The 23,446-nt window shown below is 71.2% G+C and carries 20 protein-coding genes; 9 read left to right on the top strand and 11 right to left on the bottom strand.

Translation table 11 applies throughout. The annotated features are described in order from the left end of the window. Positions 1 to 53 precede the first annotated feature (53 nt). The 5 genes from IF67_RS0107915 to IF67_RS44165 form a co-directional block, all read right to left on the bottom strand. Entirely contained in the window at positions 54 to 503 is a 450-nt protein-coding gene (locus IF67_RS0107915; protein ID WP_030983515.1) for a hypothetical protein, read from the bottom strand. Positions 504 to 624: 121 nt separating this feature from the next. Then, complete coding sequence (locus IF67_RS0107910) at positions 625 to 1,932, bottom strand: MFS transporter (RefSeq protein WP_030983513.1); 1,308 nt, start codon at positions 1,930 to 1,932, stop codon at positions 625 to 627. A 39-nt stretch (positions 1,933 to 1,971) separates the two neighbouring features. Beyond that, positions 1,972 to 2,481 (bottom strand): hypothetical protein, encoded by a 510-nt coding sequence (locus IF67_RS0107905; protein WP_030983511.1) that lies wholly within the window; start codon positions 2,479 to 2,481, stop codon positions 1,972 to 1,974. A gap of 72 nt (positions 2,482 to 2,553) precedes the next feature. After that, positions 2,554 to 3,792 (bottom strand): hypothetical protein, encoded by a 1,239-nt coding sequence (locus IF67_RS0107900; RefSeq protein WP_030983509.1) that lies wholly within the window; start codon positions 3,790 to 3,792, stop codon positions 2,554 to 2,556. A gap of 145 nt (positions 3,793 to 3,937) precedes the next feature. After that, positions 3,938 to 4,093, bottom strand: coding sequence for a hypothetical protein (locus IF67_RS44165; RefSeq protein ID WP_199812699.1), 156 nt, complete (start codon positions 4,091 to 4,093; stop codon positions 3,938 to 3,940). A 376-nt stretch (positions 4,094 to 4,469) separates the two neighbouring features. Here IF67_RS44165 and IF67_RS0107890 point away from each other — a divergent pair, with 376 nt between their 5' ends. After that, positions 4,470 to 6,179 carry a hydrogenase maturation protein gene (locus tag IF67_RS0107890; RefSeq protein WP_030983508.1) on the top strand — a complete coding sequence of 570 codons (1,710 nt, stop codon included), beginning with the start codon at positions 4,470 to 4,472 and terminating at the stop codon, positions 6,177 to 6,179. Between the two features lie 173 nt (positions 6,180 to 6,352). Here IF67_RS0107890 and IF67_RS0107885 read toward each other — a convergent pair whose 3' ends face one another. Beyond that, positions 6,353 to 6,892, bottom strand: a complete 540-nt coding sequence (locus IF67_RS0107885) for a winged helix-turn-helix domain-containing protein (RefSeq protein WP_234341013.1) — start codon at positions 6,890 to 6,892, stop codon at positions 6,353 to 6,355. Positions 6,893 to 7,924: 1,032 nt separating this feature from the next. Here IF67_RS0107885 and IF67_RS0107880 point away from each other — a divergent pair. The 3 genes from IF67_RS0107880 to IF67_RS0107870 all read left to right on the top strand — a co-directional run bounded on the left by IF67_RS0107880 (position 7,925) and on the right by IF67_RS0107870 (position 11,567). After that, on the top strand, positions 7,925 to 8,881 hold the full coding sequence (locus IF67_RS0107880) for a hypothetical protein (protein WP_030983504.1): 957 nt from the start codon (positions 7,925 to 7,927) through the stop codon (positions 8,879 to 8,881). A gap of 211 nt (positions 8,882 to 9,092) precedes the next feature. After that, positions 9,093 to 10,544, top strand: coding sequence for an amino acid permease (locus IF67_RS0107875; protein ID WP_030983502.1), 1,452 nt, complete (start codon positions 9,093 to 9,095; stop codon positions 10,542 to 10,544). Positions 10,545 to 10,679: 135 nt separating this feature from the next. Further along, the gene (locus IF67_RS0107870) at positions 10,680 to 11,567 is read left to right on the top strand and encodes a GNAT family N-acetyltransferase (RefSeq protein ID WP_030983500.1); all 888 of its coding nucleotides are present in this window, start codon (positions 10,680 to 10,682) and stop codon (positions 11,565 to 11,567) included. 72 nt (positions 11,568 to 11,639) lie between these two features. On the opposite strand, the gene IF67_RS0107865 is transcribed toward IF67_RS0107870, so the two are convergent. The 3 genes from IF67_RS0107865 to IF67_RS0107855 all read right to left on the bottom strand — a co-directional run bounded on the left by IF67_RS0107865 (position 11,640) and on the right by IF67_RS0107855 (position 15,296). After that, positions 11,640 to 12,146, bottom strand: a complete 507-nt coding sequence (locus IF67_RS0107865) for a DinB family protein (RefSeq protein WP_030983498.1) — start codon at positions 12,144 to 12,146, stop codon at positions 11,640 to 11,642. A gap of 431 nt (positions 12,147 to 12,577) precedes the next feature. Beyond that, positions 12,578 to 12,772: a hypothetical protein gene (locus IF67_RS0107860; protein WP_030983496.1), complete on the bottom strand. Its 195-nt coding sequence runs from the start codon at positions 12,770 to 12,772 to the stop codon at positions 12,578 to 12,580. 121 nt (positions 12,773 to 12,893) lie between these two features. Further along, positions 12,894 to 15,296 (bottom strand): SpoIIE family protein phosphatase, encoded by a 2,403-nt coding sequence (locus IF67_RS0107855; protein WP_030983494.1) that lies wholly within the window; start codon positions 15,294 to 15,296, stop codon positions 12,894 to 12,896. Positions 15,297 to 15,447: 151 nt separating this feature from the next. Here IF67_RS0107855 and IF67_RS0107850 point away from each other — a divergent pair, with 151 nt between their 5' ends. Continuing rightward, positions 15,448 to 16,233 carry a VOC family protein gene (locus tag IF67_RS0107850; protein WP_030983492.1) on the top strand — a complete coding sequence of 262 codons (786 nt, stop codon included), beginning with the start codon at positions 15,448 to 15,450 and terminating at the stop codon, positions 16,231 to 16,233. Positions 16,234 to 16,322: 89 nt separating this feature from the next. On the opposite strand, the gene IF67_RS0107845 is transcribed toward IF67_RS0107850, so the two are convergent. Then, the gene (locus IF67_RS0107845; RefSeq protein ID WP_051817773.1) at positions 16,323 to 17,927 is read right to left on the bottom strand and encodes a S1 family peptidase; all 1,605 of its coding nucleotides are present in this window, start codon (positions 17,925 to 17,927) and stop codon (positions 16,323 to 16,325) included. Positions 17,928 to 18,414: 487 nt separating this feature from the next. On the opposite strand from IF67_RS0107845, the gene tdh reads away from it, so the two are divergent. The 3 genes from tdh (at position 18,415) to IF67_RS0107830 (ending at position 21,686) form a co-directional block, all read left to right on the top strand. Then, positions 18,415 to 19,443, top strand: coding sequence for an L-threonine 3-dehydrogenase (gene tdh, locus IF67_RS0107840; RefSeq protein WP_030983488.1), 1,029 nt, complete (start codon positions 18,415 to 18,417; stop codon positions 19,441 to 19,443). Between the two features lie 66 nt (positions 19,444 to 19,509). Continuing rightward, complete coding sequence (locus tag IF67_RS0107835) at positions 19,510 to 20,742, top strand: glycine C-acetyltransferase (protein WP_030983486.1); 1,233 nt, start codon at positions 19,510 to 19,512, stop codon at positions 20,740 to 20,742. A 35-nt stretch (positions 20,743 to 20,777) separates the two neighbouring features. Then, positions 20,778 to 21,686 (top strand): LysR family transcriptional regulator, encoded by a 909-nt coding sequence (locus IF67_RS0107830; RefSeq protein WP_030983481.1) that lies wholly within the window; start codon positions 20,778 to 20,780, stop codon positions 21,684 to 21,686. Between the two features lie 10 nt (positions 21,687 to 21,696). Here the strand turns inward: IF67_RS0107830 and IF67_RS0107825 are convergent, their stop codons facing one another. Further along, entirely contained in the window at positions 21,697 to 21,903 is a 207-nt protein-coding gene (locus tag IF67_RS0107825; RefSeq protein WP_051817771.1) for a PaaI family thioesterase, read from the bottom strand. Between the two features lie 174 nt (positions 21,904 to 22,077). On the opposite strand from IF67_RS0107825, the gene IF67_RS0107820 reads away from it, so the two are divergent. Then, positions 22,078 to 23,439 (top strand): chloride channel protein, encoded by a 1,362-nt coding sequence (locus IF67_RS0107820; RefSeq protein ID WP_037838980.1) that lies wholly within the window; start codon positions 22,078 to 22,080, stop codon positions 23,437 to 23,439. Positions 23,440 to 23,446 lie beyond the last annotated feature (7 nt).

The raw sequence follows: 23,446 nt of genomic DNA, 5'->3' as shown, positions 1-23,446 counted from the left end.
TGGTGGCGCGAATGTGCAAGGTGCGGTTGGTGGTGCAGGCCACCACGCCGCTCTCAGCAGCGGAAGACGCAGTGCAGGACGGGGATTTCGGCCGGTCTGGAGGCGGCCTTGGTGGTGCTGCCGGCCGACGGGGCGCCGGATGACATCGCGGCTACGGGCAGCTTGACGCCCTCGCCGAACGGCGGGAGCGGCCGGCCGATGTGCTGGGGAATGCCGACGGAGAGCCGGGCGGTACGCCGCGGCTGGCCCCGCTCGGCCTCGCGCTTGGCCTTCTGCTCGGTGCCGTCATGGTCCGGCTCGGCGGCCGGCGGTGCGCTCGCGGACTTCACGGACGACGGGGCGGTGAACGCGCTCTTCGCGGCGCCGGAAGCCGTCGCCGCACCGCCCAGCAGGAATCCCAGAACCACCATGAGGGCGGTGAGGGACGTGCGGCACAGGCGCAGCGCCGGTATGCCCGGTATGCAGGTGTCCTTCCGCATCTTCGTCCCCCGTGGGTCGTCCACACGATTCCACTCTGCCCTCACAGTGCAGCACCCAGGTTTCGGGCGTGATAACGAGAAATGACGCCAAGTTTCAAGATTTCCTTCAAAGGATGCCGGGAACATCCGTTGTGCGAACGGACGTTCACATCTGTTCCGTTTCCTTACGGGCCGTGGGGGCGGTGGCGGTGTGCGCGGGGCGGCGGACCGCCCAGACGAGGACGGGGAGGACGGCCAGCGCGAGAATCCCGCCGGCCAGCGCCAGCGTCGGGTAGCCGCCCAGGACGACGACCAGACCCGAGGCCATGCCCCCGGTGGCACCCGCGAGGGCGATGCCGACGTCCACCAGGCCCTGCGCCGACGCGCGACGGGCGGGCGGCAGCGCGTCGGTGACCAGGGCGGTGCCGCTGACCAGCCCGAAGTTCCAGCCGATGCCGAGCAGCACCAGTGCCGTGGCGAGCGCGGGAACGGAGTGCGGGGGCGCCACGGCGGCGAGGACCCCGGCGGCCAGCAGGACCGGACCGGACGCGCCGGCGATCCACCGCCGGCCGATCCGGTCGACCAGCAGCCCGGTGAGCGGGGAGGGCAGGAACATCGCTCCGACATGGAGGGCGATGACCAGTCCGGACGCCTGGGTGCCATGGCCGTGCGCCTGCATGTGGACGGGCGTCATCGTCATGATCGCGATCATCACGAGCTGGGTGATGATCATGATCGTGGTGCCGGTGACCACCCCGCGCCGGTCGGGTCGTTCGTCCGGGCGGCCGTCGGCGTCGCCCGCCGTACTCCCCGCCGCCACCACGGCCTGTTCCGCGGCCAGCCTCTCGGCCAGCCGCAGCGGATCGGGCCGCAGCAGCACGGCCAGGGCGACCGCGGCGGCCCCGAACGCGGCGACGGCCAGCAGAAACGGCCCGGCGAGCCGGGGGATGCCCCAGGAGTGTGCGACCTCTCCCGTAAGGGTCACCAGATTGGGGCCGATCACCGCGCCGAGCGTGGTGGCGAAGAGGACGGTGCTCACCGCCCGCCCGCGCCGTGCGGGCGAGGCCAGATCCGCACCCGCGTAGCGTGCCATCAGATTGGTCGAGGTGCCGGCGCCGTAGACCAGCAGGGACCCGAACAGCAGTACCGCACTGCCGAGGGCGGCCGCCACCACGACCCCGAGGCTGCCGAGCGCGCCGACGGCGTACCCGAGCGCAAGACCGGGGCGCCGGCCGTGGCGCCGGCAGATCTGGCCGATGCCGACGGCGCCGAGCGCGGCCCCGGCGGTGAACAGCGCACTGGGCACGCCCGCCAGGCCGGTCGAGCCGAGCATGTCCTCGGCGAGCAGCGCGCCGACGGTGATTCCCGCGGCCAGGCCCGCGCCGCTGAGGATCTGGGAGAAGACCAGGACGGCCAGAATCCGCCGCTGTTCTGGCACCTCGTGGATGGCCGGGGCAGCGTTCCGAGCCGTCATGATTCCTCTTCCTCCGAGCCGGTATCGATCGCTGAGCCTTCAGGCCGCCACCGGTTCCAGCGCGGCGATATCCGCGAGCGACAGCCCCATCTGCTCATGGAGGAACCGCACGATGGTCCAGTGCGGCAGCGCACCCTCGTCGAACGGGCCGAATTCCTCGCAGTACAGCGGAACCCAGCGCAGTGCCTCTTCGAGTGCCTGCTCGCGGCCCGGCTCCTGCTGGTAGTCCTCGTAGGCGATGCTGCGGTGTTCGATGAAGAAGTGCCCCGGCAGCCGTTCCTCGCACAGCGCCCGGTATTCGCGGGTCTGGAGGATGAGGTAGTGCCAGATCTCGTCGATGTCCTGTTCGACCGGCAGGAACAGGCCGCCGAGCCGGTCGTGGTGCCGGGAGACGAGATAGAGGTAACGCAGACACTCGGTGACCTGGCGCTCCACGAAATCGCGTGGTGCGGCGCTCTTGTCGTCGAAGTGCGTCACCACCTCGGTGTACAGCGCGTCACCGAGCAGGTTCTTGAGATCGTCGGGGGATATCCGCGGCGGGGTGGTCATGCCTCTCCTGTCCGGGGGAGCAGATGTCGCGTGGGTCGGGGTACCCGGTGGGTCGGTCGGATGCCCGCTGGCTCAGGTCTCGCTCGTGAGCCAGGCGTACTTTCCCGACTTCCCGATGGGGATATGCGCACGGTGGGCGAGCCGGCAGCGTCGCCCGGTCAGTTCGCCGATGCTTTCCTCCAGCGCCGCGGCTTCCGTGGGTTCGACGGGTGTGCCGTGGAACGTCGTGTACACCAGCTGCGCCTCGGAATCGCCGGTCAGCCGCAACTGGTACACAAAGACCTGTGAGGACGTCTCACCGATGCACCGGTCGAGGTCGCCCTGTGCGACGGGCCCGTGCGGAGTGCTGAGCAATTCCTTTTCCCGGCCGCAGAATTGGGAGATTTCGCCGGGGTCCGGCGTCCCGTCCAGCGTGCGCACACAGTCCCCCGAGCGGTACCGCACCAGCGGCATATGGGGATTGCGCACACTCGTGACGATCAGCTGGTAGATCGTGCTCCCTGCGGTGACCGGGTGGAGTTCGACGCTCATCTTGTCGAGATGCGGCCAGTAGGTGCCGCGGCGGTCGCTGTAGTAGAGATAGCCGAGCTCGGTGCTGCCGAACAGGTCGATGACCGGGCAGGCGAAGTGCTGGTGCAGAAAGCGCCGGACGTTGACCGGTGTGTATTCGTAGGCGTGGATGATGCTGGCGGGCGGCGGGAAGCCGTCCCACAGCCCCCACTCGCCGACCTTCCGCAGCAGATGCGCCAGGTGATATCCGGAGCAGTCGAGGTGGTACCAGCCGCGCGGGTGCGTCCGCGCGGCGGTCCGGATCTCCTGGAGCATGCGTGCCACCTCGTCGCGGTCCCACAGCGCCGGATCGAGCCGCAGATTGAGATAGCAGGTACGCGCATCGAGCTGCCGGTCCTCGAGGGCGGGCACCGGCGCCGGCACGGTTCCGCGTCGTGCGGCATTGACCCGCGCCACATGTTCCGTCGCCAGCACCGTGGTCAGCGAGACCCGCCGGCAGCCCGATTCCCAGGTGTCTGCGATATCGGGGTGTTCGCGCCACAGCCGGTAGTAGGAGTGCAGCAGGAAATACGGCGGCCGGATGATCTGCATCCGGGCGTGATGGGTGCCGGTGGAGAGGACGAACTCGGCTTCGCCGTTCTCCAGCGCCGCGGCCAGCCGGGGCGTCATCCAGTTGTCGGGGAAGCCGCGCGCGATCTCCGGCTTGTCGAGCAGGGGGAAGTGGCCCTTCGCCAGCGACTCGCGGTAGATCGGAATGTCGCGGATCTGCTCGATGACCTCGGCGGTCGGCTGACCATCCATGGAATCCTCGTCCTTGCTCGGAATGCGGTGCCCACAAGGGAATTCGGGGAGCGGTGCCCGGGACGGGCCGGTGCCCGGGAGCGGGCGGGCGGCCCGATCGTGGTGTGCGCCGCCCGCCCGCTCCGGGCCCCTGAGGGTGCGAGGGTCAGGAGATACAGCCGGCCTTGGGCGCGGCGCTGATGCAGCCCGCCTTCGGCGCCGCGCTGATGCAGCCGTTCTTCGCCGCCTGCTGGGCGGAGTTGGCCGCGAGCCAGTTCTGCCAGACGTTGTCCTGAGCCATCTTCTTGATGAGCTGCTCCATGGGAACCTCCGATGAGAGTGCGGAAGAAGAACCGGGCATACGGCGCTGACCAGCGCTGATGCCACAGCACTGAAGGTAAAAGTATGACCAAGTGAATGTCAATTAAGGGCAATGTCGCCGTCTCGGGAAGCGTGCCCGGCGCGCCAACTTTGGCGGGATTCCGACGAGATGATCTCCATCCGGAACCAAATGACGATCCGTCAGAGGGAGTGTCGGAGGGAGCGCGGGGCGGGCCGGCCTCCCGGCGCCCCGTTGCGCCGCCCGGCGGCCGTCGATCGGGTGACCCGTAGCGCGGCTCCGGAGCCGGACGGCAGCCCGTGGGGGACGATCGCGATCAGTTACCCGCTGACCGGTCCGAGCTCCTGGGGAGTCCGCTGTGCGCATTCTGCTCATCGCCGGCGCGTTCAACAGCCTGACGCAGCGTGTATACGCCGAACTCGGTGAGAGAGGGCACCACCTGAGTGTGGAGCTGGTGACGCGGGAGACGCCGCTCCCCGAGGTCGTACGCCGTCATTCGCCCGACCTGATCGTGGCACCGATGCTCAAGACGGCCGTGCCCCGCGAGGTGTGGTCCGCCTGCACCTGCCTGATCGTGCACCCCGGCCCCGTCGGTGACCGTGGCCCGTCCACGGTCGACTGGGCCGTGCATCTGGGTGCCGGGCGGTGGGGGGTCACGGTCCTCCAGGCCAATGACGAGATGGACGCCGGTGATGTCTGGGCCGCGGCCGACTGCCCCGTCCCCGAGGTGGGCAAGTCCGACCTGTACCGCAACGAGATCGCCGATGCCGCGGTCGAGGCCGTTTTGTCGGCCGTCGCGCGCGTGGCGTCCGGCACCCACCGCCCGCAGCCGCAGACCGCCCTGCCCGACGCCGCGAGGTCCGGCCGGCCCCGGCCGCCCTTCCGCCAGGACCTGCGCCGCATCGACTGGCGGTCCGACCCCACCGACACCGTCGTACGCAAGCTGCGCGCCGCCGACTCGCAGCCCGGTGTGCGCGATGAACTCCTCGGTGACATCTGGCATTTGCACGGAGGCCACCCCGAGGACACCCTGACGGGCCGGCCGGGCGAGCTGCTCGCCACCCGGTGTGGCGCGATCTGCCGGGCGACGGCCGACGGCGCGGTATGGATCCCGGAACTGCGGCCGCCCCGCGCACCGGGGGAGCCCGGCACCCTCAAGCTGCCCGCCACACTGGCGCTGGGCGACCGTCTCCCGCCGCTCCCCGAGGTCCCCGCCCCGCTCGACCCCGGCGACGGCCCCCGTACCTGGAGCGACATCCGCTACCGCGAGGACGGGGCGGCCGGCTTCCTGGAGTTCTCCTTCCCCGGCGGCGCGATGAGCACCGGCCACTGTCGCCGCCTGCTCGCCGCCTACCGCCACGCCTGTGCCCGGCCGACCTCCGTGCTGGTCCTCGGCGGCCGACGGGACTTCTTCTCCAACGGCATCCACCTCCATGTCATCGAGGCCGCCGCCGACCCCGCCGAGGAGTCCTGGGCCAACATCAACGCCATGGACGACCTGGTGCATGCCGTCCTGACCACCACCGACCGGCTGGTGGTCGCCGCGCTCGGCGGCAACGCCGCGGCGGGCGGGGCGATGCTGGCCCTCGCCGCCGACGAGGTGTGGTGCCGCTCGGCCGTGGTGCTCAACCCCCACTACCGGCTGATGGGGCTCTACGGTTCGGAGTACTGGACCTATACGCTGCCCGGCCGGGCAGGCCCCGAGGTGGCCGGGCAGCTCACCGCCCGCGCCCTGCCGATGACCGCCGCGGCAGGTGCGCGGCTCGGCCTGGTCGACCGGATCATCGACTGCCCCGCGCAGGACTTCGCCGCGCAGACCGGCCGGCTCGCCGCCCGGCTGGCGTCGGCGCCCGCGACCCAGGCCCGTATCGCCACGAAGAAGGCCGCCCGGGAACGCGACGAGGCGGAGCGGCCGCTCGCCGCCTACCGGGAGCACGAACTGGACCGGATGCACCGCATCTTCTTCGACCCGGACGAGCCCTATCACGCCCTGCGCCGGGCCTTCGTGCGCAAGGACGCCGCGGCCGCCACCCCCTCCTACCTGAACTCCCCGCCCGTCGGGACATGAGGAGCGCTGGCCCGGCCTCCCGGTGAGCGAGGGGACGGCCGGTGGGACGAAGCATCCCGCCGACCCGGGGCCGGGCCGGCGGCCGAAGTCCGTCGGCCACCGGCCCGCTGTGCGTGCGTCCGCAGCGGCCCGGCGTCAAGCGGGGCTGCGCGCCGGCCGCCGGCGCGGGGTCTTCACGTAGTCGGCAGGTACTTGTATCCGATGCCGAAGACGGTGCTGATGGTGTCGCGCAGGCCGGGCCCCAGGCGCCGGCGCAGACGCGCGATGTGGACATCGACGGTGCGGGTGCTGGACTGGCAGCTGGGCCAGACCGCGGCCATCAGCTGTTCCCGGGTGAAGGCGCGCTGAGGATGCAGCACGAGGTGCGCCAGCAGATCGAATTCCAGCCGTGGCAGATCGAGTTGGCGGCCTCTGAGGAAGACCGTCCGGGCCGCGGTATCGATACGGATCTGCTCCGGCCGGGCCTGGCCGGCCGTCGGCTCCGCGAGGCGGGACGATTCCTCGCCGGCCGGCGCCAGGATGATGTGGACCTCGTCGGACGGCAGCCGGTGCACCGATACGGGTTCCAGGTCGTGCAGGGTCAACTGCCACTTGCCGTCGGGTAGCCGGTCGACCGCCAGGGGTGGCCCTTCGCCGGGCCCGGCTATGAGCGGCCGGACGACGTCGGCGCCCGGACGCAACGCAAGCGGGGTCGTCGAGGAGTTCATAAACATGATCTGGGCCCATTCCTCTTGCAAAGCAGGCGTGTACGGACAGACATGGCGGTGCTCGACGTTCAAGGGTGCTGAGTGCTGCGCAGCGATCGCGGCGCAGTGCGGTGGTGAGGCGGGGTGGCGACCACGCACTTGTGGTGCAGGTGCGCCCATCGGGGGCGATCGCTCCGCTCGTACCGCAAGAACGCTCGCGCCCATGCCCGTACCCAGCCGTGACGTGGTGTGAAGTCACGGCCTCCGGTCCAGACGAACGCTACATGTGATCGCGCGGTTCCGGAAAGTAGCATCCGCTAATTCGGTTGCTCTTGAGCCGATTTCATGTTTGCGCGTCGTCGACTCCGGTGGCGGATCGGCCTGTTGGGTCGGGCGGCCGCCGTTTCCCGCGACAAGTGCCTTGAGAATTCATTGAATGTTGTCGGTCCGGGTGCCCGCGGTGCTGTGGCGGGGCGGTGAAGGCCCCACTGGCGGGTCGGGGTCGGCCGCGCGGGGCGGCGCACGTCCCTCGGGGTGCACGGTTGCGGTCGCTGCGGGCGGCGCGCCCGCTCGTCCGGGCCCTGTGCCGCGATCCGACCGGCATGGCCGGAAAGCGTCCGTGAACTGGCCGAGGGCGGTGCGCTGTTGTGGGGCCGGCCCGGTCCGGACGGGAGGTCGTGCCGGGGATGGCGGGGGTGTGGCGCCCTTGTGGCCGAAGCGCCGGCTTCCATGGAAACGGTGGATACGGAGGGGTAATCAGCGACGATGTCCAGTTGTGAAGGCCCCGTGAGCATGTGAATATGCCAAATAAATGCGCGATGGTGGACGGAGTCGCAAAGTGGAGATGTTCGGTCGGCGGGGTCAGAAGTTGTTTCCTTTTCAATCTCATCGAGACTAAAAGGTGCGGAACCAGATATTCCAGGCTACTTGTTTTCGCAATGAGTTGAGGGTGAGTAGGGTGTGGCCCGCTGTCACTTGACCGGTGGCAGGGATCCGGCTGAATTCGGCGCAGCCGGAATCCGGTGTGGGGGATGACGCCTTCGTGACCGGGAGGGGACCATGGCGGCCGGCTCTTTCGAGGGGCAGTACGTGTGGAGTCCGGCTGCCGATGACCGGGCGCTGGCGCGCGCGTGTATGGACGTACGGACCGGACGGTACTTGAGCGCGCACGAGGCGCTGAAGGAAGCCCGGGAGGATTTCGAGGTGCGCGCCCACCGGTCCCTGGTACTGGCGTCCGTGGCGGCCGACTCGGACCTGGCGGAGCGCTGGCTGGCCGAGGAGCCGGGCCCCGAGGCCGCGTTGCTCTGGGCCCGGGTGGCGATGCTCCGTGCCCTGCGGATGGCCGATTCCGGTGACCGGCGGCAAGGCGCTCTGGCCCGGATAGCGCAGTCGGCATGCGAACGGGCTGCGAAGCTGCTCCCCAAGGACCCCACCCCCTGGGTGGCGCAGCTGGCGCTGACACGCCTCGACCGCCCGCAGGACCCCGCGCCGAAAGGGCTGCTGACCGCGCCGGCCGGGCCCTGGTACCTCTTCGCCCATATCCTCCGGCTCGACCCCTGGCACCGCGAGGCGCACCACCGCTTCCTGTCGTTCTTCTTCACCCGCTACGGCGGTTCGTCCGGCGCGAGCTGGGACGTTGCCGCGTTCCTGAGCCAGCGGGCCCCGGCCGCCTCGCCGCTGCGGCTGCTGCCGCTGGTGGCGCTGGTCGAGGACTACAACCCGTCCGAGCTGCTCGCGGACCGCACCTGGGAACAGCCCCAGTGGATCGCCACCGCCATGGGCAACTACCGGAACTGGCTTCCGCAGGTGGCCGGTTACCGTTTCACGCCGGTGCTGGATCTGGCCTATCTGGCGCATGCGCTGTTCATGGCGAAACGTGAATTCGAAGCGCGGGAAGTCTTCACGGCCATGGGGCCTTACGCCTCGCGTATGCCCTGGAGTGCCTTCGGTGATCCCGAGGAGCAATTGACCAGAGCCAGACGCTCCTGCGGCCTTCCCGTTCCCCATGACGGCTGATGCACGATGATTTCTCCTCCGCATGGGATGCATCGCCGTGAAAAGGCCCACTTATTCCGCCTCGCCCGTTGGATCAGCACCACCCGATCCATTTTCCCTCCGGTTCCCCAGAAAGGCTTTGGTTGTGTCCGAGCGTACGTCCCCAGCTCGCTCGAAAACCCCCCACGCGGCAGATCCCGGCACACTCGACGATGACGCCACGCTCCACGCCATGGGCTACCCGCGGAAACTCACCCGCAGATTCCGCGCGTTCGACAATTTCGCCATTTCCTTCACCATCATCAACATCATCTCCGGGATCTTCTCCTCCTTCGGCTTCGGTCTGAACGCCGGCGGCCCGCGGATCCTGGTCTTCGGCTGGATCGGTGTATCGATCATGGTGCTGTTCGTCGGCGCCGCGATGGGCGAGATCGCCTCCGCCTACCCGACCAGCGGAGCGCTCTACTTCTCGGCGGGCAAGCTGGCCAAGCGGCACAAGGGTGCCTGGTCCTGGTACACGGGCTGGCTGAACTTCGTGGGCCAGGTCGGCGGCACCGCCGCCACCAACTTCGCCGCCGCCACCTTCATCCAGGCATTCATCGCCATGCAGTGGCCGTCCTACGAACCGACACCGCAGCAGACGGTCGGCATCACCGCGGCCATCCTTCTCCTCCAGGCGCTGGCCAACACGTATACCGTGCGGCTGGTCGCCCTGGTGAACCGCATTTCCGTGTGGTGGCTGCTGGTCGGCATGGTGGTGATCGTCGGTGCACTGACCGTGATACCCGACCAGCACCAGTCGCCTTCGTTCGCGATGCACTTCGTCAACAACACCGGCTTCACCCATGCGATTTACGGCGGAATGCTGGGTCTGCTCGTCACCAGCTGGACCTTCACCGGCTTCGACGGCAGCTTCCACATGTCTGAAGAAACGGTGAAGGCCACCGTCAATGCGCCCAGGGGCATCATGCGGGCGATCAGTTACTCCGCGATCACCGGACTGATCCTCATGCTCGCGCTGGTGTATGCGATCCGTGACTACGGTCACGCCGCGAGCGCCGAGGCGCCGCCCGTGCAGATTCTCGTCGACGCCCTCGGCCAAAGCACCGCAGGGTTGCTGCTGTTGATCGTTATCGGCGCCATGCTGTTCTGCGGTCTTGCCAACATGACCAGCAATACCCGGCAGATCTTTGCCTTCTCCCGGGACGGCGCGATGCCCGGCTCCCGTTGGTGGCATTCGGTGTCCGCGCGCACCCGTACTCCCGTCAAGGCCGTCTGGCTCGCCGCGGCCTGCCCGCTGGTGCTGGTGCTGCCCGGCTGGTGGTCGCACACCGCCTTCACCGCGGTGGTGAGCGTCAACGTCGTCGGACTGTTCCTCGCCTACGCCGTGCCCATCTTCCTGCGGCTGCGGCTCGACGACTTCCAGGCGGGGCCGTGGAACCTGGGGCGCTACGGCAAGCCCGTCGCGGCGGTCGCCGTGGCCTGGATCCTGATCAGCAATGTGCTGTTCATGCTCCCCCAGGTTTCCCCGATCACCCCCGCCTCGTTCAACTACGCACCCATCGCGCTGGCGGTGGTGCTGATCATCGCCACCGTCTGGTGGTTCGCCACCGCCCGGCGGCGCTTCCAGGGACCGGTCAGCTACGGCCGGCCCGATGAGGTCGCCGCCATGGACCTGATCTAGAGCCTGTCCTACGGAGCATGGGCGGCTCGCACGGGCCGGCCGCACTGTCCCCGGCCGGCCCACCCGCGCGCCGCCACCGCCTCCGCACCGCTCCCGCTCGCCCCCTGACCCCACCAGAAGGGACGAACACCCGGCATGTCCACCCTCGGCAACGCCCCGGACCAGCAGCCCGTCACCGGCGAACTCGCCGTCACCACCGCCTCGTTGGAGGACTGGCACCAGGTGGCCCAGTGGGCCGCCGACGAAGACTGGAACCCCGGCCTCGGCGACACCGCCTGCTTCCACCCCACCGACCCCGCGGGCTTCTTCCTCGGACGCCGCGCCGGCCGCGCCGTCTCCGCGGTCTCGATCGTCACCTACTCGGACGCCTATGCGTTCCTCGGCTACTACCTCGTCCACCCCGACCACCGCGGGCAGGGCCTCGGACTCGCCACCTGGCGTGCCGCCTTCCCGCACGCCGGTGTCCGGACCGTGGGCCTCGACGCCGTCCCCGCCCAGCAAGCCACCTACCGGCGCGCCGGGTTCACCCCCGCCCACGACACCATCCGCTACGCCGGACGCCCCCTCCGCCCGGGCACACCGGCGCCGGCGGAGGCCGTACCCGTCACCGGCTCCCACCTCGACGCCGTCGCCGACTACGACCGGCGGTGCTTCCCCGCCGACCGCCGCGCCTTCGTCGCCCGCTGGCTGACGGCCCCCGGCCACACCGCGCGCGTGTATCTGCGCGACGGCGCGGTCGCGGGCTACGGCGTGCTCCGCCCGGCGCGCACCGGCCATCGCATCGGCCCGCTCTTCGCCGACACCGCCGAGGCCGCTGAGGCGCTCTTCGACACCCTCGTCGCGTCCGTCGACCCGGGCGGCGAGGTCTTCCTCGACGTCCCCGGGCCGCGGCACACCGCTCACACCCTGGCCACGGCCCGCGGCCTGGCTCCGCAGTCGCACACCGTCCGGATGTACAGCGGTCCGGTCCCGCCGGCGGAGCAGGAGCGGACCTTCGCCGTCACCAGCTTGGAGCTCGGCTGACCGTGGGCGGTGCCCCGTGGGGACGGCGACGGCCGTCCGCACCAGGGGGCACCGCCCGGCCGGGGGCACCGCTCACGGGCCGACCGTGCCGTCGATGGCCTCGCGGAGGAAGTCCGCATGGCCGTTGTGGCGGGCGTATTCGTGGATCAGGTGCAGCATCACCAGGCGCAGGGAGACATGTTCGCCCCAACGGGGCTGGTAGCCCGTGACATCGAGCGACGCGGCCGCCTGCTCGATCCGGCGGGCGTGTGCCACCTCCGTCTGCCAGGCGTCGAAAGCCTCCGCGCGGGTGGCCGTGCGCGCGTCGTACGCCACCTGGTAGTCGCCCTCGGCCGACCAGACGAGCGGGAGGTCCTCGCCGTTGATCACCCGGCGGAACCAGGTCCGCTCCACCTCTGCCATGTGCCGCACCAGGCCGAGCAGGGAGAGCGTGGAGGGCGGGCTCGCCTGGCGCCTGAGGTCCTCGTCGGAGAGGCCGTCGGTCTTCATGGCGAGCGTGGCCCGGTGGAAGTCGAGGTAGGAGCGCAGGGTCTCCCGCTCGCCCGCGCGTACGGGCGGGAAGAGGCGTTCGGTGGTCACGGGTGGTTCCTTTCCGCGGCGAGCCCCGGGCAGGACCCGGCCGGTCCGTTTCGCCGTGCTGAGCGGTGTCAGCACGGCGCGAGCCGTCTGTGGGGCTCAAGGGGAGGGACAGAGCGATACGCCGTAGGGGAGAGGACTCCCCGGGCGCTCCGGAGCGTGCCGACGAGGCGGCGCGGCGGCGGTCGAGGGGATCTTCCCGAGTGCCGCGGGCCGCCGCAAGCGGTTTACGGTGGGCGGCGGTGGCAGGTGGCCGCAGCACGGCGCGACCGACCGTCAACTCCGCGCGCCGAAGCGCCTGTTACGGCGAGAGCGGCGGCGCGGCATACGAGCGCGCGGGGCAGCCCGTCCGCGGGCCGGGCGCCTGCGCGCCTCCCACCGCGGAACGGGCCGTCCCTTCGCGCTCCGCGCCCGCTCGCCTCAGCTGCCGGTCGTCACGGCAGATACCGCTCGATGGCGGGGCCGGGACCCTCCTCGTCCATCAGGCGCCTGGCCCAGGCCAGGCTCTCGGGGGTGGGTTCGCGCCCGGACACCTTCACCAGGTCCTCCGGGTCGTAGGGCCGCTCGCTACCGGTGTACAGCTCGACCGGGCGCCGCTCGGCCGACTTATCCCTGCCATTGGTCGTCACAGGTCCTCCTCTGTCCGCGCCCGCCGAGTCGCCGGGACCTCGCTTGGTTCCATCATGGGACCGCGCCCGAACACCCGCACGATGTACGCCGGGCCGCATCGTGCCCGGACGTCCGGCGGCATCACCCCGCCGGGCGCGGGGCCCCGGGATAGTGCGGCGGAAACGCCTGCTCCGTCCAGATCGTCTTGCCGTACGGCGTGTAGCGCGTGCCCCAGCGCTGCACCAGCTGCGCGACGATGAAAAGCCCCCGGCCGCCCTCGTCATCGCTGGCGCTGTGCCGCAGGTGGGGGGAGGTGTGGCCGGTGTCCGACACCTCGGTCAGCAGGGTCCGGTCGCGCAGCAGCCGCAGATGCAGCGGCCCCGCCGCATGCCGTACGGCGTTGGTCACCAGCTCGCTGACCACGAGTTCCGTCGTATAGGACAGCTCCTCCAGGTCCCACTCCCGCAGCTGCCCGGTGGCCAGCTCGCGGGCCTTGCCCACCGCGGCCGGCTCCGCGGGCAGCTCCCAGGCCGCCACCTGCCGGGCGTCGAGCTCACGGGTGCGCACCAGCAGCAGGGCCGAGTCATCGACGGCAGGACCGTCCGGCAGCAGCTCCGCCAGCACGTGGATACACAGCTCGTCCAGCGGCCGACGGTGATCGCTCAGCACCCGGCCCAGGATCTCCAGGCCCTCGTCGACGTCCCGGTCCCGGCCCTCGACCAGCCCGTTCGTGAAAAGCGCGATCAGGCTGCCGGCCGGCAGCTCGATCTCCAGGGATTCGAACGGCAGGCCCCCGAGCCCCAGTGGGGGTCCGGCCGGCAGATCCGGGAAGTACAGACCGCCCTCCGCGTCGACGACGGCCGGCGGCAGATGACCGGCCCGCGCCATGGTGCACCGCCGCGACACCGGGTCGTAGACGGCGTAGAGGCAGGTCACGCCGGTGGCCACATCGTCCGGGCCGGCGTCCGTGCCGACCACGGCAGCCTGCTCCTCCGCGGTCTGTCCCACCAGGTCGTCCAGCCGGCTCAGCAGCTCGTCGGGGGACAGGTCCAGCCGGGCCAGGGCGCGTACGGTCGTGCGCAGCCGCCCCATGGTCGCCGCCGCCTGGAGGCCATGGCCGACCACGTCGCCGACGACCAGGCCGACCCGGGTACCCGAGAGACCGATGACATCGAACCAGTCGCCGCCGACCCCGGCCCGGTCGTCGCTCGGCAGATAGCGGTAGGCCTGGTCGACGGCGGACTGGTCCGGCAGATGCTGTGGCAGCAACGTGCGCTGGAGGGTGAGCGCGGCGGTGTGCTCCCGGGTGAAGCGGCGGGCGTTGTCCAGGCACACGGCCGTCCGGATGACCAGCTCGTCGGCGAGCTCGATCTCCTCCTTGTCGAAGCCCGACGGGGCGCCGCGGACAAAGGTGACCAGCCCCAGCAGGGTGCCGCCGGCCCGCAGCGGCACCACCATGGTGCCCTCCTCGCGCACCATGCCACCGGAGGACAGGCTGCGGTACTGGAGCGATCCCGGCGGGTACTCGATGCGGTGCGGGCCGGCCGGCGGGCCCGGGGTGTGCTCGGCGGTGCGGGTGGCGGCCCGCACCAGGGCCGGCAGGGTGCCGTCGGCCGCTTCCGGCTCCCCGCCGTGCAGTACGGACCGCAGCAGGTCGACGGTGACCATGGACGCGAAGTCCGGCACCACCACCTCCGTGATCTCCCGCGCGGTGAGGGTCATGTCGAGGGTGGTGCCGATCCGGGCGCCTGCCTCCACCAGGAGGTTCAGCCGGCGCTGTGCCTGGTAGCGGCCGCTGATGTCGAAAGCGTCCTCGCACACCCCGAGCACCCGGCCGTGGGCGTCCTGCAACCGGTAGTAGGAGCAGGACCAGACGTGATCGGGCCCCGGGTCGGAGGGCTGCTGGCCGACGAAGTGCAGATCGAGGATCGGTTCGCCGGTCTCCAGGACCTGGTGCATCACCGCGTCGAGGGTGCGCGGATACCCTTCGGTCACGAACTCACCGTCCGGGTACAGTTCATCGGCCCGGACGCCGAGGAATTCGTCCGACGCCAGCCCGATCTCCCGCACATACGCGGTATTCGCCCAGGTCAGTCGCAGTTCCGTGTCGTAGATCCCCAGGCCCACCGGAGACTGGGTGGCCAGGCCGTGCAGCATCGCCTGGCGGGACTCCCACATCCGGTGATCGTCCAGCTCGGCCGCCACCAGGACACGGGCGGGCCGCGCACCGCCGCCCCCGGAGACCTCGGCGAGCGGACAGATCGTGACGGCCATGTGCAGGATCCGGCCGTCCCGGTGGCGCACCGTGTGCGCCTCGCTGCCGCTCAGCGTGTCCTGTAGTGGCTGTGCGGCCGCGGAACCGGCCGGCAGCAACGACTCCAGGGAATGCCCGAGGATCTCCTCCGGGGTGTATCCGAGGAGTCGCTGGGCCGCCGGGCTCCACCCGATGATCCGATCCTGGGCGTCCAGAACCGCAGTGGCCGCCCTGGTGACGTCGAGGGGACCACGGAAGTCGGCGCTCTCCGCCGCGTTCCATGCGTTCATGGCATCAACCCAGCCCGGTTCGTATTTACAGCATCGAGCCTGATCAAGAGCGGCACAACTGCGCTGCGGCCGAGGGGACGCGCCCTTGGTGCGGCCCCGCCCCGTCGCTGGCAGAGTGGGAAGGGGCCCAGAGCAACAGGAGGCAGATGTGATGTCGGCCCATGGCCCGGCCACTGCGGTACGTGGCGCTCCCTGCTGGGTCAGCCTGATGGCCGGCGATCTACAGTCCGCGCAGAAGTTCTACGCCGCCGTCCTGGGCTGGCGTTTCCGTCCCGCCAGCCTCGGCGACGAGTTCTCCGTCGCGATCGCCGGCGGACAGCCGGTCGCCGGCATCGGTGCCCTCGCCCAGAGCTTCCAAGTGGCCGTGGCCTGGACCTCGTACTTCGCGGTGGAGAACGCCGACGACACCGCGGACCGGATCCGCGAGCGCGGGGGGACCGTCGCCGTCGGCCCCCTCAAGGTCGGCCCCGGACGCGCCGCCCTCGCCGCCGACCCCGACGGTGCCACCTTCGGCTTCTGGGAGGGCCAGACGCTGGCCTGGTCCGTCGGGCAGGGGGCCGCGCCCGCCATTCTCGAACTGCGCACCCGGGATGCCTTCGCCGCCGCCATCTTCTATGCGGAGGTCTTCGGCTGGGCCTCCGAGGAGCCGGGCGGCTGCGAGGTGACCTACGAGCACGACCAGGTGATCGTCCGGGATGGTACGCACACCGTCGCCACCCTGCGCGGCGGCGCGGTGGAGTCCGCCCCCGACCCGCGGGTGCGCCCCCGTTGGCACGTCCACTTCCCGGTCCGCGACATCGAGAAGGTGACGGCCGACGCGGTGGCCGCCGGCGGAACCGTCACCCCCGTGTCGCCGACCACGGACGGCAAGGGCTGTCAGGCCGTCATCCGTGACCCCGACGGTGGCCTGTTCACCGTCACCTCGCCCTCGGCCTGAGGGCCCGGCCCGCGCAACGGCCCCGCCCTCCTTCGTCGTCGAAGGGGACGGGGCCGATGGCGCAGAGGGATCCGGGGGATTCCCAGGGGTCAGTTCAGCGAGTCGCCGCTGCCGGCGGCTCCCGGGTCCTGGGCACCTGCACCGGCGTCTCCCGCACCGGCTCCGGCGTCTCCCGCACCGGCTCCGGCGTCTCCCGCACCGGCGCTTCCGGCTCCGGCGTCGCCCGCTCCGGCACCACCTGCTGCGGCGTCGCCCGCTCCTGCGCCACCTGCTGCGGCGTCACCGGCTCCTGCGCCACCTGCTGCGGCGTCGCCCGCTCCTGCGTCACCTGCGCCGCCTGCCGCGGCGTCACCGCCGCCCGCATCGCCGGCGCCGCCCGCGCCGCCGCCTCCGGCGCCGATCTCCGCACCCGTGGCCTTGAGCGCGTCGGTGACCGGCTGGAAGAAGGTCTCGCCGCCCGCGGTGCAGTCGCCGCTGCCACCGGAGGTCAGGCCGACGGCCGAGTCGTCGGAGAACATCGCGCCGCCGCTGTCGCCGGGCTCGGCACAGACATCCGTCTGTATGAGGCCGTTGACGATGTCGCCGTTGCCGTAGTTCACCGTGGCGTCAAGGCCGGTGACGGTGCCGTCGTGGAGGCCGGTGGTGCTGCCCGAGCGCTGCACCTTCATGCCGACGGCCGCCTCCGCGGCCTTGGTGATCTCCTGGGTGCTGCCGTTGCCCAGGTCGACCGCGCTCTGCGGCTTCGCCGCGGTGTCGTCGTAGGTGACCAGCGCGAAGTCGGTCTTCGGGAACTGGGAGTCGGACACCGTGCCCAGCGGCTGGCTGCCGCCCTGGTCCGCCGTCCAGGTCTTGGAGTCGTTGCCGCAGTGACCGGCCGTCAGGAAGGCCGGTGCGCCCTTGACCGTGACGTTGAAGCCCAGCGAGCAGCGTGCGTTGCCGCCGAAGATGGCACTGCCGCCGACCGGGCCCGCGGCCTGCTGCCCGCCGTCTCCGGCACCACCGGCTGCGTCTCCGGCACCACCGGCTGCGTCTCCCGCACCGCCGGCCGCGTCCCCGGCACCTCCGGCGCCCGCCGCGCCTCCGGCACCGCCGGCTGCGTCTCCGGCGCCACCGGCCCCGGCCGCGTTCCCGGCACCGCCCGCCGCCTGCCCGCCGTTGGCGCCGGCCGCACTCCCCGCGTTCCCACCGTCGTACCGCTTGAACTCGCCCTGAGACCGCTTGACGGTGACCATGCCCGCACCCATGCCACCCGTGGCCTTGTTGAGCGTGGCCATCTTTGCGCCGGTGACAGTTCTGTCGGCGAGCACCACGATCTTGTTGGTCTTCGGGTCGATCGACCACGCCGTGCCGGGCACCGAGGCGGAGTCGCGCAGGGTCTTCGCGCCGGCCTTCAGCGCGGTCATGCTGTTGTGCACGACCTTGGCGACGGCGCCCTTGGCCGTGACGCTCTTGGCGGCCTCCTCCGACAGCACGTTCATGACCAGATGGCCCTTCGCGCTGTCCAGGTACCAGCCGGCGCCGTTGTCCCCCAGGTCTGCCTTCAGGGACGCCGCCAGCTGCGTGGCGGAGTGGGCGCTGAGCGTCTTCGGGGCCGCCGGCTGGTCCGTGCTCGCGTTGGCGTTGGGGAGCAGGATCGCCGCGGCCCCGATGGCTGCCGCGGCGGCGCCGACCATGACGCCGGTCCGCTTGTTCACATGTCGGTGGCTCAATTCACTGACCTCCAGGGACGCACAGGAACGGGGCACACGGGGGGCTGCGGTGCGTCGCATCAGCACCCGTGTGTTGCTGCCACTCAGTCCTACGTAGCGAGGTGCACCCCGGTCTCACGGCCACTCACGTCGTGATGAATTCCGACGCTTGCGGTGGCGAACGTTTACACTCCCGGGCCGTCCGGCCGTCCCCGGCACGTCCCGGGGGGCCGCCCGCAGCACCTCGCGCGGACCGGGGGCACCGCCCTCCGGTCCGCGCGTCCGGCGAGGCTGCCGGGCTGGTCGGAGCGGGTGACGGCGCTCCGGCCCGGGGCCGTGAGCGCTGTTTCCTGTGGGGCGTAAAGGGCAGCTGTGGCCGCGCTTAAGAAATCCTCGATGGACCCGGCGGCCCATGTACGGAAGATTTCCTGACGAAGATCGGGCGGCCGGACCGGCCCCCGGCCGGTCACACTCACGTACGGGAGCCGCTGCGATGAAGGCACTGGTCAAGCAGAAGGCGGAGCCGGGACTCTGGCTCATGGACGTGCCGGAACCGGCCGTCGGTCCGGGCGACGTACTGATCAAGGTGCTGCGCACCGGCATCTGCGGCACGGACCTGCACATCCGGGCCTGGGACGGCTGGGCCCAGCAGGCCGTGGCCACCCCGATGACGATCGGCCATGAATTCGCCGGCGAGGTGGTGGAGACCGGCCGGGACGTCGCCGACATCAAGGCCGGTGACCTGGTCAGCGGCGAGGGGCACCTCGTCTGCGGCAAGTGCCGCAACTGTCAGGCCGGACGCCGCCATCTGTGCCGCGCCACCGTCGGCCTCGGCGTAGGCCGGGACGGTGCGTTCGCCGAGTACGTGGCGCTGCCCGCCGCCAATGTGTGGGTGCACCGCGTCCCCGTCGATCTCGATATCGCCGCCGTCTTCGACCCCTTCGGCAACGCCGTGCACACCGCGCTGTCGTTCCCGCTGGTCGGCGAGGACGTACTGATCACCGGCGCCGGGCCGATCGGCATCATGGCCGCGGCCGTCGCCCGGCACGCCGGCGCCCGCAATGTCGTGATCACGGACGTCAGCGAGCCGCGCCTCGAACTGGCCCGCAAGGTCGGCGTCAGCCTCGCTCTCAACGTCGCCGAGGCGACGATCGCCGACGGCCAGCGCGAACTGGGGCTGCGCGAGGGCTTCGACATCGGACTGGAGATGTCCGGCCGGCCCGAGGCGATGCGCGACATGATCGCCAACATGACGCACGGCGGCCGTATCGCCGTCCTCGGCCTGCCGTCCGAGCAGTTCCCCGTCGACTGGTCCAGGATCGTCACCTCCATGATCACGATCAAGGGCATCTACGGCCGGGAGATGTTCGAAACCTGGTACGCGATGTCCGTGCTGCTCGAAGGCGGCCTCGACCTCGCGCCCGTGATCACCGGCCGCTACTCGCACCAGGACTTCGACGCAGCCTTCGACGATGCCGCCAGTGGCCGCAGCGGCAAGATCATCCTCGACTGGACTGCCTGAAATTCCGGCTCGGCCGGCAAGAGCCGGTGGCTCACTCGCCCACCGCACTTTTTAAGGAGCACCCCCATGTACGACTCCGTACGCGATGAACTGCGCGGCACCCTCGACGAGATCCGCGCCGCCGGCCTGTACAAGCCCGAGCGCGTCATCGGCACCCCGCAGTCCGCCACCGTCGCGGTCACCGCAATGGGGTCTCCCCTGCTCGAGCGAAGCCGAGAACTTGGGGAAGGCAACCCCGGCGAGGTCCTCAACTTCTGCGCCAACAACTACCTCGGTCTCGCCGACCACCCCGAGGTCGTCGCGGCCGCTCACGAAGCGCTCGACCGCTGGGGCTACGGCCTCGCCTCGGTCCGCTTCATCTGCGGCACCCAGGAGGTCCACAAGGAGCTGGAACAGCGGATCTCCGGCTTCCTCGGCCAGGAGGACACCATCCTCTACTCCTCCTGCTTCGACGCCAACGGCGGCGTCTTCGAGACCCTGCTCGGCCCGGACGACGCGGTCATCTCCGACGCCCTCAACCACGCCTCCATCATCGACGGCATCCGCCTGTGCAAGGCCCGCCGCTTCCGCTATGCCAACCGCGACATGGCCGATCTGGAGCGTCAGTTGAAGGAGGCCGGCAGCGCCGGCCGCAAGCTCGTCGTCACCGACGGCGTCTTCTCCATGGACGGCTATCTGGCGCCGCTGGACGAGATCTGCGACCTGGCCGACCGCTACGGCGCCATGGTGATGGTCGACGACTCGCACGCGGTCGGCTTCGTCGGCGCCGGCGGCCGCGGCACCCCCGAGCTGCACGGCGTGATGGACCGCGTAGACATCATCACCGGCACCCTCGGCAAGGCCCTCGGCGGCGCCTCCGGCGGCTATGTCGCGGCCCGCGCGGAGATCGTCGCGCTGCTGCGCCAGCGCTCGCGCCCCTACCTCTTCTCCAACTCGCTCGCCCCGGTGATCGCGGCCGCCTCGCTCAAGGTGCTCGATCTGCTGGAGTCGGCCGGTGACCTGCGCGAACGCCTCAACGCCAACACCGCGCTGTTCCGCTCCCGGATGACCGAGGAAGGCTTCGACATCCTCCCGGGGGAGCACGCCATCGCCCCCGTCATGATCGGCGACGCGGGCGAGGCGGCCCGTATGGCGGAGCTGCTCCTGGAGCGCGGGGTGTACGTCATCGGCTTCTCCTACCCGGTGGTCCCGCAGGGCCAGGCGCGGATCCGCGTACAGCTGTCCGCCGCCCACTCCACCGAGGACGTCCACCGCGTGGTCGACGCCTTCGTCGACGCGCGGTCCGCGCTGGGGGACTGACGCCGCTCACGGGCGTGGCCTGAGAAACTGGAAGCATGATCGAAGCACGACGGCTGTACATCCTCCGCGCGGTGGCCGACCACCGTACGGTCACCGCCGCGGCCGCCGCGCTCTATCTCACGCCCTCGGCGGTGTCCCAGCAGCTGGCCGCGCTGGAACAGGAGACCGGACACCGTCTGGTGGAGCGCAGCGCCCGCGGCGTACGGCTGACCGCCGCGGGCGACATCCTGCTCACCCACGCCAACGCCGTCCTGGCCCAGCTGGAGCGCGCCGAGTCCGAGCTCGCCGCCTACGGCTCGGGCGAGGCCGGCACGGTCACCGTCGCGGCCTTCGCCACCGGCATCGGCCTGGTCGTCGCGCCCGCGCTCACCGGGCTCACCCGCACCGCCCCCGGCATCCGGGTCCGCGTCCAGGACGCCGAGGGCGATGCCAGCCTGCTCATGGTCCTCGACCGGCAGGTCGATGTGGCGGTCGCCGTCGAATACCGGGGCGCGCCCCGCGCCGACGATCCACGGCTGACCCGGGTCCCGCTCTACGCGGAGCCGTTCGACGCGGTGCTGCCGCCCGGCCACCGCCTCGCCGAGGTGGCGCAAGTAGCCCTGGCCGAACTCGCGGAGGACCCCTGGATCGGTCCCTACCCCGGCAACCCCTGCCATGACGTGGTCGTCCTGGCCTGCGAATACGCCGGTTTCCAGCCGCGGCTGGAGCACTCCTCCGACGACTTCCGGGCCGTGGTCGCCCTCGCCTCGGCCGCCGCGGGGGTGGCCCTCGTGCCGCGCTCGGCCCTGCGCGACATGGATCTCACCGGGGTGGTGGTCCGTCCCGTCGACGATGTGGCCCCCACCCGCCGGGTGTTCGCCGCCGTACGCCGGGGAGCCGAGGAACACCCCCTGCTCCGCCCGGTCCTGGCCGCGCTCCGGGAGGCGGCGGCGCCTCAGGGGTGAGCCGCTCCTGTCACGCCGCGTCCGGTGCCTCGTCCAGGGGGATGACCCGGGCCGTGGCGGTGGCGATGAGCCGCTCGGCGCCGTCGGTGAGCGCGGCCTCCAGGAAGGCGATATCGCCCACGCGGTGCACGACGCGTCCGGTGCCGAAGAGCCGGCCGGGGCGGACGGGCCGGAGGAAAGAGGCCGTCAGCTCCAGGGTGGACTGGAACTCGTTCATCAGGCTCCTCAGCCGGCTGTCCACGACGCCCGTGTGTTCTCCTCTCCTACCCCGCGAGGTCCCGGTACGGGCCCGGTCCACCCGAATGGCCATGCCCCGCGGGCGGCGCCCGGCATGCCGGGCGGGGCCGGTCATGGCAGGGTCGGCAGGGCGGCGGCAAGGGAGGCGGTGCGCATGTCGGTCGGCCCGGCCGGTCCGGTGGACAAGGCGTCGGCCACGGTGCCGGAGGATCCGTACGCGCTGGTGCGCACCAGTGGGTATCTGAAGCTCCTGCTGGTGGCGGCGCTGGTCGGCTTCCCGGTCTGTGCCGTCGCGTTCGGCTTTCTCGTGCTGGTCCACGAGCTGGAACCGCTGATCTACCAGGATCTGCCGCGGACGCTGGGCTTTGCCGGCACACCGATCTGGTGGCCGGTCCCGATGCTCGTGGTGGCCGGTCTCCTGGTCGGCCTGACCGTCCGTTACCTGCCGGGCCGCGGCGGCCATGAGCCGGCCGACGGACTGGCGCTCAGCGGCGCGCCCCCGCTCTCCGCGCTTCCCGGCATCGTGCTCGCGGCCCTGGCCTCCCTCAGCTTCGGAGCGGTGCTCGGCCCCGAGGCGCCGCTCATCGCCCTCGGCGGCGGGCTGGCCGCGGGCTCCGTACGGCTGCTGGGCCGGGGCATGACCTCCCAGGCCGTCGCGACGGTGGGTGCAGCCGGCAGCTTCGCGGCGGTCAGTGCGCTGCTCGGCTCGCCGCTCCTGGGCGCGTTCCTCCTGATGGAGGTGTCGGGGCTGGGCGGACCGATGCTCGGGATGATGCTGGTGCCCGGCCTGCTCGCGTCCGGCATCGGTGCGCTGGTCTTCACCGGCCTGGGGGACTGGACCGGTCTCGGTACGTACTCCCTCGCGCTGCACGACATCCCCAAGGCCGCGGAGCCGACGGTGGCGGAGTTCGGCTGGGCGTTGGTCATCGGGCTGGCCGCCGCGTTCCTCGCGGCCGGGGTGCGGTGGCTCTCGCGGTTCCTCAAGGGACATGTCGTCCGTCATCGCGTACCGGCCACGATGGTGATGGGCCTGGTGGTGGGGGCACTGGCGGTGGCGTTCGCCGCGGCCACCGGCAAGCCCGCCACCGAGATGCTCTATTCGGGCCAGTCGGCGCTGGGGTCGCTGTTCCGGGACAGCGCCGGCTACTCGGTGGCGACGCTGCTGCTGCTCATCCTGTGCAAGGGCCTGGCGTACTGCGCCTCGTTGAGCGCCTTCCGCGGCGGCCCCATCTTCCCCGCGCTGTTCCTCGGTGCGGCGGGTGGCGTGGTGTTGTCCCACCTTCCCGGCCTGTCGCTCACCCCGGCCTTTGCGATGGGCGTCGGCGCCATGTGTGTGGCCATGCTCCGGCTGCCGATGATCTCGGTGCTGCTGGCCACCCTGCTGCTGGGGAGGAGCGGTCTGACCGTGATGCCGCTGGTGATCGTCGCCGTGGTCGTCGCCTATGTCGTGGTGCTGCGGCTCACCCCGGCCACCGCTCCGGACGCGCCCCCCGCGGCTGCACCGCAGGCCGCCTGACGGCCCG

Origin of the sequence: Streptomyces sp. NRRL S-1813, assembly GCF_000719605.1 — a bacterium.
GTDB classification, from domain to species: domain Bacteria; phylum Actinomycetota; class Actinomycetes; order Streptomycetales; family Streptomycetaceae; genus Streptomyces; species Streptomyces decoyicus.
Note: the sequence above shows the minus strand (reverse complement) of the source record. Positions and strands in the feature narration are given on the sequence as shown.